Below are 14,616 nucleotides of genomic sequence, written 5' to 3'. Positions count from 1 at the left end.
AACTAATGACAAATGACCAACCTTTTGTAGATTTACGCAAATATGACCAATCTTGGTTTGATCGGGGGCGTCCAAGTTGGTATGTTTTGTTATGGTGGTTTGTACAAGCGATCGCCTTTCCTCTAACTCCTCAACCGTTAAATATTCTGCGTTGTGCTTTGCTACGATTATTTGGTGCTCGTATTGGCAAAGGTGTATTAATTCGACCAACAGCCCGCTTTACCTACCCCTGGAAAGTCACTATTGGCAACTACAGTTGGATTGGAGATAACGTAGTTTTATATAGCCTCGATCAGATTCATATCGGTGAACATTGCGTAGTTTCCCAAAAAAGTTATCTGTGTACTGGTACTCACGATCTCCAAGATCCTGCCTTTGGGTTGAAAACAGCGAGTATCACCATCGAGAATGGTGCATGGGTAGCGGCAGATTGTTTTGTTGGGCCGGGAGTGCAAATCGGGGCTAATGCTGTGATTGGTGCTCGCAGTAGTGTTTTTACTAATATGCCTTCTGGGCAGGTTTGTTGGGGAAGTCCTTGTCGTGCCAAAACGGCTCGGCTAAAACTCGATCCCTCCACAACCCCGTGATTCTATAGATAAACATAGTAAGGGCGGGCAGCAAGTTGTCGCCCTTAACTTTTCTACATATTTATTTGTTTTTGGGAACAGAATAAAAGTGCAATAGTCTTTGAGGAACTAATACCAATTCTAGAAAAAAAATGAAACAAGGACAACCCTCACTAGTTAATGTGCAATTTTCTTTGCGTAACAGCTTAGTAAATTAGCTAGATATCAGGAATTACCAGCAGGACATGGAGAATTAATTCTCGTTGTTGATGATGAAGATTCAATTCGAGAGGTTACTCAAACTTGGTTAAAACAAAATGTTAATAAATTTCCAGATGGTGATTAGCACAAAATAGAATTTGTCATTGGTCATTGGTCATTGGTCATTAGTTATTTGTCATTAGTGAACAATCAATGCCCAATGCCCAAGCAAAATGGTAAGTAGCAGTGGTAATATGTTTTCATGGCTGCTCTAATCCTTGCTATTGATGAACAAACTATTGGATGAAACGCTGTCAATCAAAATTGCTGAACAGATAAACAGCAAAGCTAGTACTCCATTTGATAATGCTTATAAAGCAGCATTATCTGTAGAGGGAGCAAGGTATATTCAGGGATTTTTAGCTTTTCCTGGGAAGCCATATAGACCTATTGAACACAGTTGGATTGAGCTAGACGACGCCTCCGATGTCCGCATTATCGACCCCACATTACCTTACCTGAACAAAAATCCCCAAGAAATCTGGTATTTTGCAGCACATAGTCTGACTGTTAAAAAACTGAAAGCCATCATTGAAGAATCAAAAGAAGATTATCCAGAAGATGATCCATTGCCAATTTATGGCGATCCACCTTATGAATATTACGGTGATGTAATGTTGGGTGGTCAAGACTATCTGGCAGCATATCAAGCCGCAGAGGCTAAGTGCAGAGAAATCAACGAACTCAACCCTGAAAGTAACTAATAAAACTAAATTAAATAATTCATAATTGCGAATTACGAATTACGAATTATTTAATAGGATTTCCCATCGCTACCAAAGTATGACCTATAGCCGCAAATTTTGTCTCCACGCACATCAAAAGAAACTGCTACCCGATTTTTGTAAGGCTGTCCGAACAAAAGCCCCTCATCCCGAAACTCAAAAACAGCTGTCGTTTCATTGCTCGTAACACGGTCTAGACCAGCCAGTTTCAATCCAGGACTGAATGATTCAGAAACGTACTCAAAAAATTCTCTAGCTCGTTCTTTCCCTACATTCAACCCGTGGAATTTTGCCATAAGAAACCAAAGGGTAAAATCTTCTGCGAGCATATCTAACAACGGTTCCCACTCTCCTGTTGCCATACCATGCGTCAGATTATCAAATGCCTGTTGAGCAACTTGTAAAGTATTTTCTGAATCTTGTGTCATTTCTGTGCTATGGTCTGTAGCCATTCAATTAGGGGTCTTAAGGTTCCTGGCAATGCTGACTCACTGACTGTCACTGTATGCTGCTTGCCGTTATCTTCTACTGTTAACTTATACTGAAAGCGATCGCTCTGGGGAGTTGGCGAAGTAATTAGTTCCGGTAGCCTAAATAAATCAGCTGCTTCCACCAGTCGTGGAAGTGTGCTAGCTTCATTTGGCGGGAGAGTGTCTGTATCAACAGTGGTTTTCTTGGTAATCCCAGCAAAGCCGCCCGTGCGTTCAAACGATATCCGCATTTTTTTGCTCTCCGTTGTGCTACTGAGTTAGGAGAAAATACAAAGACTGGGAGATGATAGTTTTTACCTCCCAGTTTAGCAATAACAAATAACACATCTAAAAAAGTTAGAAGTTGAGAGTCAAAAACTCCTCACTCCTAACTCCTAACTCTAAATAACTCCTACCTTTTGCCAAGCATTTCGCACAGCTTTTTGCTCATTACTGTCATTACCATAGAGTTCGCCAGCAACTTGAATGGTGACACTGGCAGCTTTTTTAAAATCTGCTTTCGCACGTAGGCGATCACGTAAAGCTATGTACCATATTTTGCCAGCTTTTTCCCACGCATACCCACCAATGTCAACAGCCGCTAGATAAAAGGCATAGTTAGGAATTCCTGAGTTGATATGCACTCCAGCATTATCTTCAGTACCTGTGTATTTATCTTTCATATGGGCTGGTTGCGGATCTTTACCCATTACAGGGTCATCGTATGCTGTTCCAGGTGTTTTCATGGAGCGGAGGGCAACACCTTTGACAGTTGATGCTAAAAGACCTTCACCAATCAGCCAATCTGCCTCTTGTGCAGTCTGATTTTTAGTCTTTTGTTTCACCAAGGAACCAAAGACATCAGAAAAAGACTCATTCAATGCCCCAGGTTCGCCATAATACTGTAAACCTGCTTCGTACTGGGTTATACCGTGAGTTAACTCATGCCCAATCACATCAATTGATTTGGTGAAGCGTTGAAATAGTTCTCCGTCGCCATCACCATAAACCATTTGGTCGCCGTTCCAAAAGGCATTGTCATATTTGACACCATAATGCACGGTGGAGTCTAAACGTAGTCCTTTATCATCAATGGAATTGCGATCAAACATCTCATTAAACAAGTCATAAGTAGCACCAGCAGCATCGTATGCTTCATTCACTGTTGGATCGCTGCTGGGAGGATCGCCCTCAGCACGCACCAGTGTACCAGGAAGTTGCTGCCTATTTTTGGCATCGTAGATGGTGCGGCGTTTCTCACCGGGAGAAGGCGCAAACGAGATGTTACCTACGACGTTTCTTCGTCCTAAAAATTGTGCCGAAATATTTAATGTATGAAATGCCCAAGTACGTTGCTGGGGATTGCCATTCACCACGACATTTTTTAGTATATGGGGTGGAATAATACAACAAATAGGGCATCTAGAGTATGGTGATTGCTCATGCTTGAAACCGACTGATTTCTTTTTATTTCGAGCCATCCAAGATATTCTCCTTTTGAAACTAAGTGATGGCAAACAGTGGCTTTAACTCCACTGGAGAAAAAAGCAGAAAAACGAATCCAGATCGCGTGTTCCTGGTTTCTTTTCTGAAGAAAATTTTCTACGTTTCTGTATTTTTGGATAGGTCTGTAGAGGATTGATCGTACCCTCATGAGTACTTATGATGTGGAAATATTGTATAAAAACACAAAGCCAGCTTAATTACTGCAAGTTTCAGCCAAAACTCTTGTGTGAGTTAGCAAGACCTCCTTTACAGACCTAATGCGTTTATATATTAGTTCCGATCGAGAGAAATAATATTATTTATTACTGTTTTGTTACTATCAAGCTGTTAATGCGATAAATGCCTATTGGAGACAGGCTAATCTCAAATCTAGGCATCTAAAACCGAGAATTTTCACAAACAGCCACCAAACACTGCTAGACCGTAATATTTCCAAGGTACTGCAACTGTCTTAAATCCAGCTTTGCTCAACATTTGTAAATGAGTATCTAAGCTAGCTAGCTGGTTTTGACTAGAGTAACCTTGAGTAGTGCTGGTAGCAAATTTAGCGCGGATCTCTATCAAATTAATTCCCTGTTCAACTGCCCATTCCTCTCGTGCCACCTTGTAAACTTCTGCTAAGGCTGGTGATTCTGGTAAAGTAGGGTCTGCATTCCAAAAACAGCCGTCTTGAGTAAGGCTAGCAGCAATTCGCTCAAATAACTTCAATTTCATCTCATCTTGGAGATGGTGAATTGCCAAAGATGAGACACAAGCATCAAATTCGCTACCAATATCCAATTTCTCTGGATTGTTTACCCAGTCGCCAAAATCTGCTTGTATACCAGTCCAGCGTTGTTGATATCCAACTGCTGTGATTTTATTTTGGGCAAATTGCAACATTCTAGGTGAGTAATCTAAGGCAATTACTTGGGCGTTTGGAAAGTGGTTGAGTATCTTGAGACTAAGTTCGCCTGTACCACAGCCTAATTCTAAAATACGCCGACTTGTGGAAGATAAACAACGGGTAATTACCTCCAACATCTCATCGTATCGCGGTAACAGTTGGCGAATACCACTGTCAAAATCAGCAGTGTTGGCAAATACCTCTCCAGGAAATAACTGTTGCATGGGGATTGGAATTTATAAGTACACTAATCAATATTAATCATCCATGATTACTAAGGTATATCCTACATCGGTGGTAGGAACTTTTAGTATTAAAATGTATGGACTAAAATATACTTTTTAAAAAACAACGTACAATATTATTGGTAGGCTTGCTTAATTCGTCAGAGTGAGGGTAGTTCTGTGGAATTGAGGTTTGAATGGCATGAAAAAAAAGCCAAAGAAAACCTCAAGAAGCATGGAATTAACTTTGAGGAAGCAAAAACTGTATTCAATGATCCGTTTTCGATTACTATCACTGATCCTGACCACTCAATTGAGGAAAAACGATACATTGATATTGGTCTTTCTTTACGAGGAGAGTTACTCGTTGTAGTTTATACAGAACGTCAATCCAATATTCGCATTATCAGTTGCCGCCAAGACACAAAAGCAGAACGGAAAGTTTATGAACAATGTTAATTCTGAGCAGCCTGATATCACAGATAACGATATGCTTCCAGAGTACGATTTCACTGATGGTGTTAGTGGAAAGCATTACCAAGCTTATCGGCGTGGACATACTGTTACCATTCATCAAGCTGATGAGACAACTGTTGTACAGCACTTTACCCTTGAAGATGGGGCAGTGATGCTTGATCCTGATGTACAGAAGTATTTTCCTAATGGAGAAGCTGTCAATCAGGCTTTACGCACATTGATTAGTCTGTTCCCGAAAAATAACGAATCGATTACACCTCAATCTGTTGAATAATCTGCATTGTTTCCACGTTAACGGTGCAGATTATTTGTAGTAAATCTATTACTTGTTCTTTGTAATCTGCAAAGCGGTATGTATTGAATTTTTCAGCAATTGTAGGGTCTATTACCCATAATCACAGAGACATCAGTTTCATTTTGCTGCTTGATTCTTTCGGTATTTTCAACACTCATAGCAAACAAATCTAATTGCTTGCCTTCAAAAGAAGTATGCTCAAGAGTATCGACAAAACAAAGATTTTTAAATTCTTCATATACAACCATTTTTTGTTTATAGGTGTATTCAATATTTAAGTTAGCAATGTAATAAGACAAAATTGCCACTTCATGACAATGAATCTCATGTTTATATTTATATTCCAGACTATTTTTAGGCAAATAATCAATTAATTCAGTAATAAAAGTGCCCGTTCCCGTAGCTGGATCTAAAATCTACTTGGTTAAGTGATCGCTCTTACCTCTATGATGAAATAAGCGAATCGGTATTCAAATTGCAATAAAGTGATTAGTTCAGCAATTAGCTGTCTTTTCTACTAACCTCCATCTTCGATCAGTTGCGAACTAGACATCAAATACACTAAGCTAGCTCTAGCGCAAGGGGCTTCGCGCTAACTGTGTTTGGTTGGGCAAAAAATGGATTTTAGTCAAACTCTAATTGCAAAAAGTGATGCCATTCTCGATCAATGGGTAGAAGCGGTTTACCAAGATGAACAAATTGAAGCTACTAATGAACTGACTTTCAATGCTGTAAAGGATAGCTTACCCCGCGTTTTGAAAGCATTAGCAACAGTACTTTCTGAATCTGAAACGAGCGATTTGCAGACAGTAGTAGATGCAAGTTTAGAACACGGTACACTTCGTGCTGAACAGGGATTTGAACCAGAGGAAATTGCGCGAGAGTATCGTTTACTGCGGTTTGTGATTTTTTCATTTTTAGAAGAAGATTTATTACAAGGATCTGCACAAGAAGTGCTAAGGGCTGTTCGCTTGATTGATACAGTAATTGATGAAGCGATCGCCCGATGCTTTAATAGTTATACTCAAGGACGATTACAAGAGCTTAAACAACTCCAAAGTCAGTTGCGGTTAACTAACCAAGAGCTAACTCGTTTGGTTAGTGCTAATAAAGATAGCCTCTCTCATTTGGCTCATGAACTGAAAACGCCCTTGACTTCAATCATCGGTTACGCAGACTTATTTCTGCGCCAGCAGCGTCAGCAATCAGAACTCAAAGACACCTATACAAATCTTGAAAGTATCGAGCGAGTTCTCAAGAGTGGTAGACTTCTTGTGCGGTTAATTAACGATACTCTGGAAATTTCGCGTTATAATGCCGGACAGATGAAATTGCAGCCGACTTTAACCGATGTGCGTAGTTTAATCAACTCTATTTTAGAGATGATTGAGCCATTAGCGCGTGCGAAAGAATTATCCTTGATTGTTGAATGCGATCGCGCCCCAAGTCAAGTTAACACAGATCCTCTTCGGCTTCAGCAAATTCTAATAAATCTGTTGAGTAACGCAATTCGCTACACAGAATCTGGTTCAATTCATTTGCAGTGCTGGACGTTATCTCAACAGCAGTGGGCTATCTCCGTTACTGATAGTGGTATTGGTATTTCACCAGATGCTCAAGCAAAAATTTTCAATCCTTATTTTCGAGAAGTAACTTCTCCCCAAGTGCAAAGTTCTGATGGTACAGGATTAGGTTTAGCAATAGTTTCTCGATTCGTTCAATTAATGGATGGTGAAATTAAAGTAGATTCACAGATAGGAAAAGGGTCTACATTTACAGTAATTTTGCCATTAGAAGCAATCGTTCAGGTATGACTGTCGCTTTCCTAAAATTCAAAACTTGAGAGTAAAATTGCAACTTAAACTGGTGCGTTAACGCAGTGTAACGCACCTAAAATTGGCATATCTACTCGTCAATTTGACCAACGCGGCGGATATTCAAAATGTCGCTCATTTTCTTAATTTGGATGAATACTTGCTCTAGTTGAGAGCGATCGCGTATATCTATTCCTAAGTCGATCAATGCTGGTTGACCAGTAGAGGTTTTCACCTGAGCATGACGGACATTGATACCTTGGTCACTTAACCGTGACAAAATATCCTTTAGCACTCCTACGCGATCCAGAGCTTCAATTTGAACTTCTATTGGGTACGTATGCGGACGACCACTATTTTCAGCGCTTGGGTTCCACCTAACCGGTACTAAGCGTTCAAACTCCACAGTTTCCAGATTATGGCAGCCTTGGCGATGAATTGAAATCCCCCTACCTCGCGTCACCACACCAATAATTGGTTCGCCAGGAATCGGGGTACAACACCCAGCTAAATAATACACCAAACCTTCCACCCCAAAAATTGGCGAATCAGTAGAACGTGAGGTAGTTGGAGGTGCATCTCGCAAAGCTTTTGATGTCGCTGGTTCTTTGGGGATAAATAGCGACACATTGGAAACTGGTTGTTGTCCTTTTGCTACTTCCCGCCAACGATTTAGCACTAGGTTTAACGTAATTTCTCCGTAACCCAAACCGGCAAGTAAATCTTCCACGCTATGGTAGTTACACTTTTCGGTGACAATCTGCATCGCATCTGACTTCAGCAGACTATCAAAACCAGTTTTGCCAAGTTCCTTTTCTAACAACTCTCGTCCACGCGCGACATTTTCTTCGCGGCGCGATCGCTTGTACCATTGTTTTATTCGATATTTCGCCGCTGAAGTTCTGACAAAGTTCAACCAATCCAAACTCGGATGGCAATTCTTTTGAGTCAGAACTTCTACAATATCGCCATTTTGCAGCCGCGTTGACAGCGGTACCATTCGCCCGTTCACCCGCGCCCCTGAACAGTGGTTTCCCACTTCTGTATGAATACGATAAGCAAAATCTATAGTAGTAGCACCAGGACTTAAAGGAACAACATCCCCCTTAGGGGTGAAAACATAAACATCATCTTCAAATAGATTATCTTTGACGCTATCAAGGTATTCTTGTGCATCCTTGAGATCGGTTTGCCATTCCAGTAGTTGCCGCAGCCAAGTAAACTTGTCATCTGTGTCTGTCAAATGACTAATACTAGAACCTCCTGTCTCTTTATACTTCCAATGGGCGGCAATCCCATACTCAGCAATATGATGCATTTCGATTGTCCGAATTTGCACCTCCAAAGGACGACCTGTTAATCCAATCACCCCAGTATGCAACGACTGGTAACGGTTAGGTTTTGGTAATCCAATGTAGTCCTTAAATCTCCCAGGAATTGGGCGAAAAGCATCATGAACAATCGCCAACGCCCGATAGCATTCTTCATTGGTTTGAACAATAATCCGCAGCGCTGCTAAATCATAAATTTCATGAAATTCCTTTTGCTGCCGTTGCATTTTTTGGTAGATGCTATAAAGGTGCTTGGGACGACCGCTAATCTCCTGGCAGGGAATTCCAGCTTGCTGCAAACGTTCCCGCAAAATCTCTGTAGATTTGGCCAACTTCTCTTCTCGCGCCGTCCGTTTTTCGGAAACATGCTGCTGCATTTCGCGAAAAGCTTCCGGTTCCAAATACTTAAAAGCCAAATCTTCCAGTTCCCATTTAATCCGCCAAATTCCCAAGCGATTGGCTAAGGGTGCGAATATATCTCGCGTTTCTTGGGCACTGCGGCGGCGGCTGGCCTCTGACATATATTGTAAAGTTCGCATATTATGCAAACGATCTGCTAATTTTACGACAATTACCCGAATATCTTGCGCCATTGCCAAAAACATCCGCCGGAAGTTTTCGGCTTGACTTTCGGTTTTGCTGGTGAAATTGATTTTAGAAAGCTTGGTAACACCTTCGACCAATTGCCGCACTTCTTGGCCAAAGCGTTCTTCTATTTCTTGACTTGTAACTTCTGTATCTTCAACGACATCATGGAGAAATCCAGCTGCTATCATAGTAGCACTGCCTCCCAAGTCACGCAGCAATTCAGCCACAGCAATGGGATGAGCAATGTATGGTTCTCCCGATTTGCGATATTGACCTTCATGCAATTGGTAAGCAAATTCAAATGCTCGACCAATTAAGACTGCATCATTATGCCTTCGGTCATCTTCCGCTGCGCCGCTACTTGTCGATGACTCCTTCAAACATTTTTTTAACCATTCGGGAATGGCAAGGTCAACTGATGAATTTATCGCTATACTGCTCATACAATTTGGGTTTAGAGAGAATCGGTAGATAAGTGAATGATAAATAAAACTAGCAGCATCACCCTGAAAAGATGCTGTTGCCCAAAGACGCGTGGAAAAAGCAGTGTAAGGATGATTCTGCAATTGCGTTAGCGACACAGGAGCGTCTGGTAGTCATCCAGTTTGAGTTTCAAAAATCGTTAAAGAAAGAAAATTCATTGATGGCAAACAAAGCCCCAAATCACGATTTGAGGCTTTTAGTGCTGATAAGTCTTTAAGAAAGTTTATTGTAAAAGAAAAATTACTTGACATTAATACTATCTTAACTAGCACTGGATGTCTTTAAATCGTGAGAAATATCTGGCATTCGTAACTTTGTTAGAGCAATTACGCTCCGATGCCACAACTACCCAAATCGTTGCGCCAGAACTGCGGCAGCGTGCAGCCACGTTGCAGCAATTTTTCGGGCAGCAGATTGTGCCTTTGGCTGATGAAAACTGGCGAGTGCAGTCTTATCAAACGGAGATGAGCAAGCAATTGCACCTTTTGGCAATAGATGTGATGTTTTTCCAAGGAGCGCGGCAGGCATCTACTGCACAAACGAGACTTCAAACGATTAGCGATCGCTTGACAACTCTCATTCAATACTGTGATGCCATTCTGCAACCAGAAGCGGAGGGAGAAAAATAACAATTGTTCACCTTTTTCTCTAATTTCTCCATCATCTCATTTATGACCGTTCGTGAAAAGTTATTTTGGCAACAAGTTGGAAATGGGCATTGGGCAAACAGGGCATGGAGAAGAGACAAGTAGACAAGGAAGAGGGGGAAGACAAGGAGAGAAGTCTGAGCGCCGGCTTCCGGCGATCAAAACTTCGGAGAGAGACTTGTTCAATAATTCCCCCTTGTCCTCCTTGTCTCCTCTGCTCCCCTGCCTCTTTCCCATGCCCCATGCCCTATTCCCCATTCCCAATACCTTTAAGGAGAAGATTCATGGTGCGGCGCATGTATGCTTCTACTGGCTCGGTTGTGGGTTTGAAAATCAATGCATAATATAGTGAACCGCTTACAAGGTCGATAATTAAGTCTACGTCTGCATCCTTGTGAATTTCACCTCTAGATTTGGCACGCTCAAGTATTTTTGAAAAGGCTTCACGTCGGAGTTTCGTATATTTTGTCCAATAGACCTCGGCAAACTGAGGATTGCTAGACGCTGTACTAACGATCAAGGCTAGTGTCTGACGACCAAGGGGACTATCTATTTTTTTGGCAGCATTCTTAATCAGGATATTCATGTCTCCCCAAAAGCTGCCAGTATCGGGGATCGCTAAATCATCTCTGAGACTTTCTATCGCGTCTGCTACGAGTTCTTCTTTGGAAGTGTAACGCCGATAGATGGTTGTTTTACCAACTCCAGCACGAGCAGCGATCGCTTCTATACTCATGCTTTCATATCCTACCTCTGCAAGCAAGTCTAAGGTCGCTTGCAAAATCGCTTGGTCGGCGTGGATGCTGCGTGGGCGTCCAGAAGTGATGTTGATTTGCTTACTCATAAAAATATCATCCCTAAGCAATATCTTCTTGTCCATTTGCTCCATTTGAGAAACAAATAAGCCTTATAACCCAATTCTCATGCACTAAAACAGCAACAATGACCATCCATCTTTAGCATAAGTATTTCTGCCACATTTGAGGAAAAACTCTCTTGACCATTTTTATATGATACGCTACCGTAGCGTATATATACAATACTTAATTTTAGCTTTGGCGTAAGCGTCGCAAAGCTTTGACATTGTTTGACATCTGCTAAATATTATTTGTGCTAAATAATGGCTACTAACATTAAAGGTTCTAGTTTTGACGAATTTGGTTATGTCCACGGTCCATTGAAATGGGCGATCGCTTTTACGGCTTCTATTGGTGCGATATTAGAAGTAATTGATACTAGTATTGTTAACGTTGCCCTGACAGATATACAGGCTAGTTTGGGTGCAACTGTCAGTGAAGTAGGTTGGGTGGTAACTGGATATGCGATCGCAAATGTTGTTTTAATTCCCTTATCTGCATGGCTGGGAGATTACTTTGGACGCAAAACCTACTTTATCTTCTCGTTGATTGGCTTTACTTTGGCCTCGGTTTTATGTGGTTTGGCATTTAATCTGCCAATGCTAGTTATTTCTCGAATTCTTCAAGGTTTATGTGGTGGTGGGTTGCTAGCTAAAGCCCAAACGATTTTATTTGAGACTTTTCCACCTGCTGAGCAAGGTTTAGCACAGGCAGTTTTTGGGGTAGGTGTAATTTCTGGTCCAGCCATCGGCCCAACTTTGGGAGGATTTTTGGTAGATGGTTTAGGCTGGCGGTGGATTTTCTTTGTTAATATTCCCTTCGGGATCGTTGCAGTAACAATGTCTTTCATGTTTTTGCCCAAAGACAAAGATAAAAGCAAGATAAAAAGCCAAACCGTCGATTGGTTAGGGATCGGGTTTTTAGTCGTTGCCATTGGCTGTATGCAAACTTTGTTAGAGGAAGGAGAGCAAGACGACTGGTTTTCCTCCGATTTTATTACGACGTTAGCGATCACTAGTATTATCAGCTTGGGGTTGTTTATTTGGCGGGAAGTGAAAACAGATCACCCTGCTGTGGATTTGAAAGTTTTGCGCCACCGTTCTTTAGCTGCGGGAAGCGTTCTCTCAGCAGTGGTGGGTATGGGGCTTTATGGCACACTCTTTGCTGTGCCGATATTTGCTCAGAGTGTGCTGCAATTTACGGCAACGCAGACAGGACTATTGTTAGCACCCGGTGCTTTAGCGTCTGCGATCGTTATGGTTTTATTAGGCAAACTGTCTAGTAAAATTGATGCCCGATTTTTAATTGCAATGGGCGCTGTCGGCTCGTCTGGAGTCATGTTTCAACTAGCAGCAATTACCCCACAAACTGGCATAGATGATTTATTTTGGCCATTGGTTTGGCGTGGGGCTTTTACTGTGTTGATGTTTCTTCCTTTGAGTTTGGCGGTTTTAGGCCCGCTACCCAAACAGGATATTTCTGCCGGCTCTGGTTTCTACAACCTCACCCGACAACTGGGTGGTAGCATAGGCATTGCTCTACTCACCACTTTGCTTGACCGACGAGAAGCTTTTCATCGAGCCATCCTCTTAACAAAACTTAGTCCTTATGACCCAGAAACCACTCAGCGCCTCGACTTACTCAATGGGGCACTTCAAAGTCAAGGCATGGATGCGACAACAGCACAACAACAAGCACTAGCTTTATTAAGTCAAACAGTAGATATTCAAGCTGCGGTTTTGTCTTACGCAGATTGCTTTCGAGTGGTAGGGGTAGGGTTTCTTTGCTCATTACCTCTGTTGCTATTTCTGGGTAAAGGCGGTGCAGGAGCAAAAGCGCCAGTCGGGCACTAGTACCGCAAGGCGGAAGGCGGAAGTCAAAAGTCAAAAGAATTGTATTTTAAGCTCTTGCGCCATTTGAAATGGTGAGGCAGTCGCTCAGAGGGGGTTCCCACGCCAGTTGCTTCAAGTCGGCAGAGCCGCCCAACGCACTGGCTCCCCATGAGGAACTGCCGTTAGCGCAGCGTTAGCGAGTCCTCGAGCGTCAGGGGTATATTTATTTCCGCCGTGTTGTACTAAGGTAAAAGAAATAGCGATCGCATCCTTATTCTAAATTTTTTGACTGCAAAACTACGTAATAACACGCCTTCATAATTATTCTCTGCCGAAAGTCACAACAGAAAATTAATACATACTGATTGAGCTGGATGAAAAAAATAAAAGTCCCACTCAGTTTTGAGCAGGAGGATGTGAAGTCTTATTGCTAAAATGAGAAATCTTAATCTTAGAAAAAGTTCATGATTGTAATAATTCCAACGCTAGTTAACATCATTAAAGCGCCCATAATTATAGATTGCCCCAATGGATTGTTGAATTTTGCATTGTTCATTTAAGTAAAATCCCTTTTATTAATAGTTCCTTAACCATATCAAAATCAGTATAAATATCTATAAAAATCATGCAAAACTTAAATTACTGTAAAGTTTCTTCATAAATACTGCTATAAATATTTATGTATAATTTATAACAATAGTGAATATAGTTATTGTTATTGTCGCCTTGTCTTATTCCCCATGCTCAAAATGTAGTAATTTCCGCACATAATAATTACCTTATATCCGAGCGGAATAGGCGTCTTAATGGAGTAAGATCGATCTTAATCAAGGTAGAAATATTTGAACAGAAAATTATCATGACAGTCTCCACAGCATCTAGAAACCAAGCGATCGCTTTTGACTTAGAAAAATTAAATGAGCAATTTGAAACTGCCACTCCCAAAGAAATACTGGCATGGTCTATAGAGAATATCCCAACGGGACTGGTGCAAACAAGCGCTTTTAACGTGGATGACATGATAATTACCCATATTCTTTACAGTGAACTGAAGCATCCCGTTCCTGTGATCTTTCTCGATACCTTGCACCACTTCCCTGAAAGCCTAGAATTAGTAGCCAAAGCCAAACAAATTTATAATCTGGATTTGCAAACTTACAAAACTCCAGATGTAGACACTCGCGAAGCCTTTGAAACCAAATACGGCGACAAACTTTGGGACAAGGATATTGCCCAATTCCACAATATTACAAAAATTGAACCATTATTACGGGGTTTAGACGAACTCAACAGCGTTGCTTGGATTACCGGACGTCGCCGTGACCAAGCAGTAACCCGGGCGAATATGCCTATATTTGAATTAGACGGTAAAGGTCGGCTGAAAGTAAATCCCATAGCTACTTGGACACGTCAAGACAGCTGGCTTTATGTGGCTGAACATGGAGTCATCTACAACCCCCTTCATGACAAAGGTTATCCCAGCATAGGCGACCAACCCATTACCACCAAAGTAGCTGAAGGCGAAGACGAACGCGCCGGACGCTGGCGGGGAAGTGATAAAACAGAATGTGGAATTCATATTTAGTTATTAGTCATCTTTGAAAATGAGTGTAGAGACGTAGCAGTACTACGTCTCTACAAGGGTTTAAGGCAA

General features: G+C 41.5%; 15 protein-coding genes. 8 read left to right on the top strand and 7 right to left on the bottom strand.

Annotated elements, in window-relative coordinates; translation table 11 throughout:
• The first annotated feature begins 5 nt into the window (after nucleotides 1–5).
• Nucleotides 6–587: a hormogonium polysaccharide biosynthesis acetyltransferase HpsU gene (gene hpsU, locus V7K56_RS17405; RefSeq protein ID WP_334912113.1), complete on the top strand. Its 582-nt coding sequence runs from the start codon at nucleotides 6–8 to the stop codon at nucleotides 585–587.
• A gap of 467 nt (nucleotides 588–1,054) precedes the next feature.
• On the top strand, nucleotides 1,055–1,531 hold the full coding sequence (locus tag V7K56_RS17400; protein ID WP_334912112.1) for a hypothetical protein: 477 nt from the start codon (nucleotides 1,055–1,057) through the stop codon (nucleotides 1,529–1,531).
• Between the two features lie 50 nt (nucleotides 1,532–1,581).
• Here the strand turns inward: V7K56_RS17400 and V7K56_RS17395 are convergent, their stop codons facing one another.
• The 4 genes from V7K56_RS17395 to V7K56_RS17380 all read right to left on the bottom strand — a co-directional run bounded on the left by V7K56_RS17395 (nucleotide 1,582) and on the right by V7K56_RS17380 (nucleotide 4,638).
• Nucleotides 1,582–1,980, bottom strand: a complete 399-nt coding sequence (locus tag V7K56_RS17395) for a nuclear transport factor 2 family protein (protein WP_334912111.1) — start codon at nucleotides 1,978–1,980, stop codon at nucleotides 1,582–1,584.
• Entirely contained in the window at nucleotides 1,977–2,273 is a 297-nt protein-coding gene (locus V7K56_RS17390; RefSeq protein ID WP_334912110.1) for a protealysin inhibitor emfourin, read from the bottom strand. The genes V7K56_RS17395 and V7K56_RS17390 overlap by 4 nt, the downstream gene beginning before the upstream one ends.
• Before the next feature lie 150 nt (nucleotides 2,274–2,423).
• Nucleotides 2,424–3,503, bottom strand: a complete 1,080-nt coding sequence (locus V7K56_RS17385) for a M4 family metallopeptidase (RefSeq protein WP_334912109.1) — start codon at nucleotides 3,501–3,503, stop codon at nucleotides 2,424–2,426.
• A 418-nt stretch (nucleotides 3,504–3,921) separates the two neighbouring features.
• Nucleotides 3,922–4,638, bottom strand: coding sequence for a class I SAM-dependent methyltransferase (locus V7K56_RS17380; RefSeq protein ID WP_334912108.1), 717 nt, complete (start codon nucleotides 4,636–4,638; stop codon nucleotides 3,922–3,924).
• Between the two features lie 180 nt (nucleotides 4,639–4,818).
• On the opposite strand from V7K56_RS17380, the gene V7K56_RS17375 reads away from it, so the two are divergent.
• Nucleotides 4,819–5,097, top strand: a complete 279-nt coding sequence (locus V7K56_RS17375) for a BrnT family toxin (protein ID WP_334912107.1) — start codon at nucleotides 4,819–4,821, stop codon at nucleotides 5,095–5,097.
• The gene (locus V7K56_RS17370; RefSeq protein ID WP_334912106.1) at nucleotides 5,084–5,389 is read left to right on the top strand and encodes a hypothetical protein; all 306 of its coding nucleotides are present in this window, start codon (nucleotides 5,084–5,086) and stop codon (nucleotides 5,387–5,389) included. The genes V7K56_RS17375 and V7K56_RS17370 overlap by 14 nt, the downstream gene beginning before the upstream one ends.
• A gap of 92 nt (nucleotides 5,390–5,481) precedes the next feature.
• Here the strand turns inward: V7K56_RS17370 and V7K56_RS17365 are convergent, their stop codons facing one another.
• Entirely contained in the window at nucleotides 5,482–5,772 is a 291-nt protein-coding gene (locus V7K56_RS17365) for a hypothetical protein (RefSeq protein WP_442940080.1), read from the bottom strand.
• 255 nt (nucleotides 5,773–6,027) lie between these two features.
• On the opposite strand from V7K56_RS17365, the gene V7K56_RS17360 reads away from it, so the two are divergent.
• Nucleotides 6,028–7,224 (top strand): HAMP domain-containing sensor histidine kinase, encoded by a 1,197-nt coding sequence (locus tag V7K56_RS17360; protein ID WP_334912105.1) that lies wholly within the window; start codon nucleotides 6,028–6,030, stop codon nucleotides 7,222–7,224.
• A 91-nt stretch (nucleotides 7,225–7,315) separates the two neighbouring features.
• Here V7K56_RS17360 and V7K56_RS17355 read toward each other — a convergent pair whose 3' ends face one another.
• A complete protein-coding gene (locus tag V7K56_RS17355; RefSeq protein WP_334912149.1) occupies nucleotides 7,316–9,586 on the bottom strand; it encodes a RelA/SpoT family protein in 2,271 nt (756 codons plus the stop codon).
• 315 nt (nucleotides 9,587–9,901) lie between these two features.
• Between V7K56_RS17355 and patD the strand changes: the two genes are divergently transcribed.
• Nucleotides 9,902–10,255, top strand: a complete 354-nt coding sequence (patD, locus tag V7K56_RS17350) for a heterocyst frequency control protein PatD (RefSeq protein ID WP_334912104.1) — start codon at nucleotides 9,902–9,904, stop codon at nucleotides 10,253–10,255.
• Between the two features lie 265 nt (nucleotides 10,256–10,520).
• Here the strand turns inward: patD and V7K56_RS17345 are convergent, their stop codons facing one another.
• Complete coding sequence (locus V7K56_RS17345) at nucleotides 10,521–11,117, bottom strand: TetR/AcrR family transcriptional regulator (RefSeq protein ID WP_334912103.1); 597 nt, start codon at nucleotides 11,115–11,117, stop codon at nucleotides 10,521–10,523.
• A 276-nt stretch (nucleotides 11,118–11,393) separates the two neighbouring features.
• On the opposite strand from V7K56_RS17345, the gene V7K56_RS17340 reads away from it, so the two are divergent.
• Together V7K56_RS17340 and cysH are read left to right on the top strand one after the other, a co-directional pair.
• A complete protein-coding gene (locus tag V7K56_RS17340) occupies nucleotides 11,394–12,983 on the top strand; it encodes a DHA2 family efflux MFS transporter permease subunit (protein WP_334912102.1) in 1,590 nt (529 codons plus the stop codon).
• 838 nt (nucleotides 12,984–13,821) lie between these two features.
• Complete coding sequence (gene cysH / locus V7K56_RS17335; RefSeq protein ID WP_334912101.1) at nucleotides 13,822–14,547, top strand: phosphoadenosine phosphosulfate reductase; 726 nt, start codon at nucleotides 13,822–13,824, stop codon at nucleotides 14,545–14,547.
• Nucleotides 14,548–14,616: the final 69 nt, after the last annotated feature.

Origin of the sequence: Nostoc sp. (assembly GCF_036917535.1) — a bacterium.
GTDB lineage: Bacteria > Cyanobacteriota > Cyanobacteriia > Cyanobacteriales > Nostocaceae > Nostoc.
Note: the sequence above shows the minus strand (reverse complement) of the source record. Positions and strands in the feature narration are given on the sequence as shown.

What these genes read in the sequence shown, in the direction of transcription:
- V7K56_RS17355 (WP_334912149.1), bottom strand. Translation starts at nt 9,586, where the DNA reads ATGAGCAGTATAGCGATAAATTCATCAGTTGACCTTGCCATTCCCGAA.
- cysH (WP_334912101.1), top strand. Translation starts at nt 13,822, where the DNA reads ATGACAGTCTCCACAGCATCTAGAAACCAAGCGATCGCTTTTGACTTA.
- V7K56_RS17395 (WP_334912111.1), bottom strand. Translation starts at nt 1,980, where the DNA reads ATGACACAAGATTCAGAAAATACTTTACAAGTTGCTCAACAGGCATTT.
- V7K56_RS17390 (WP_334912110.1), bottom strand. Translation starts at nt 2,273, where the DNA reads ATGCGGATATCGTTTGAACGCACGGGCGGCTTTGCTGGGATTACCAAG.
- V7K56_RS17370 (WP_334912106.1), top strand. Translation starts at nt 5,084, where the DNA reads ATGAACAATGTTAATTCTGAGCAGCCTGATATCACAGATAACGATATG.
- V7K56_RS17360 (WP_334912105.1), top strand. Translation starts at nt 6,028, where the DNA reads ATGGATTTTAGTCAAACTCTAATTGCAAAAAGTGATGCCATTCTCGAT.
- V7K56_RS17345 (WP_334912103.1), bottom strand. Translation starts at nt 11,117, where the DNA reads ATGAGTAAGCAAATCAACATCACTTCTGGACGCCCACGCAGCATCCAC.
- V7K56_RS17385 (WP_334912109.1), bottom strand. Translation starts at nt 3,503, where the DNA reads ATGGCTCGAAATAAAAAGAAATCAGTCGGTTTCAAGCATGAGCAATCA.
- patD (WP_334912104.1), top strand. Translation starts at nt 9,902, where the DNA reads ATGTCTTTAAATCGTGAGAAATATCTGGCATTCGTAACTTTGTTAGAG.
- V7K56_RS17380 (WP_334912108.1), bottom strand. Translation starts at nt 4,638, where the DNA reads ATGCAACAGTTATTTCCTGGAGAGGTATTTGCCAACACTGCTGATTTT.
- hpsU (WP_334912113.1), top strand. Translation starts at nt 6, where the DNA reads ATGACAAATGACCAACCTTTTGTAGATTTACGCAAATATGACCAATCT.
- V7K56_RS17400 (WP_334912112.1), top strand. Translation starts at nt 1,055, where the DNA reads ATGAACAAACTATTGGATGAAACGCTGTCAATCAAAATTGCTGAACAG.
- V7K56_RS17340 (WP_334912102.1), top strand. Translation starts at nt 11,394, where the DNA reads ATGGCTACTAACATTAAAGGTTCTAGTTTTGACGAATTTGGTTATGTC.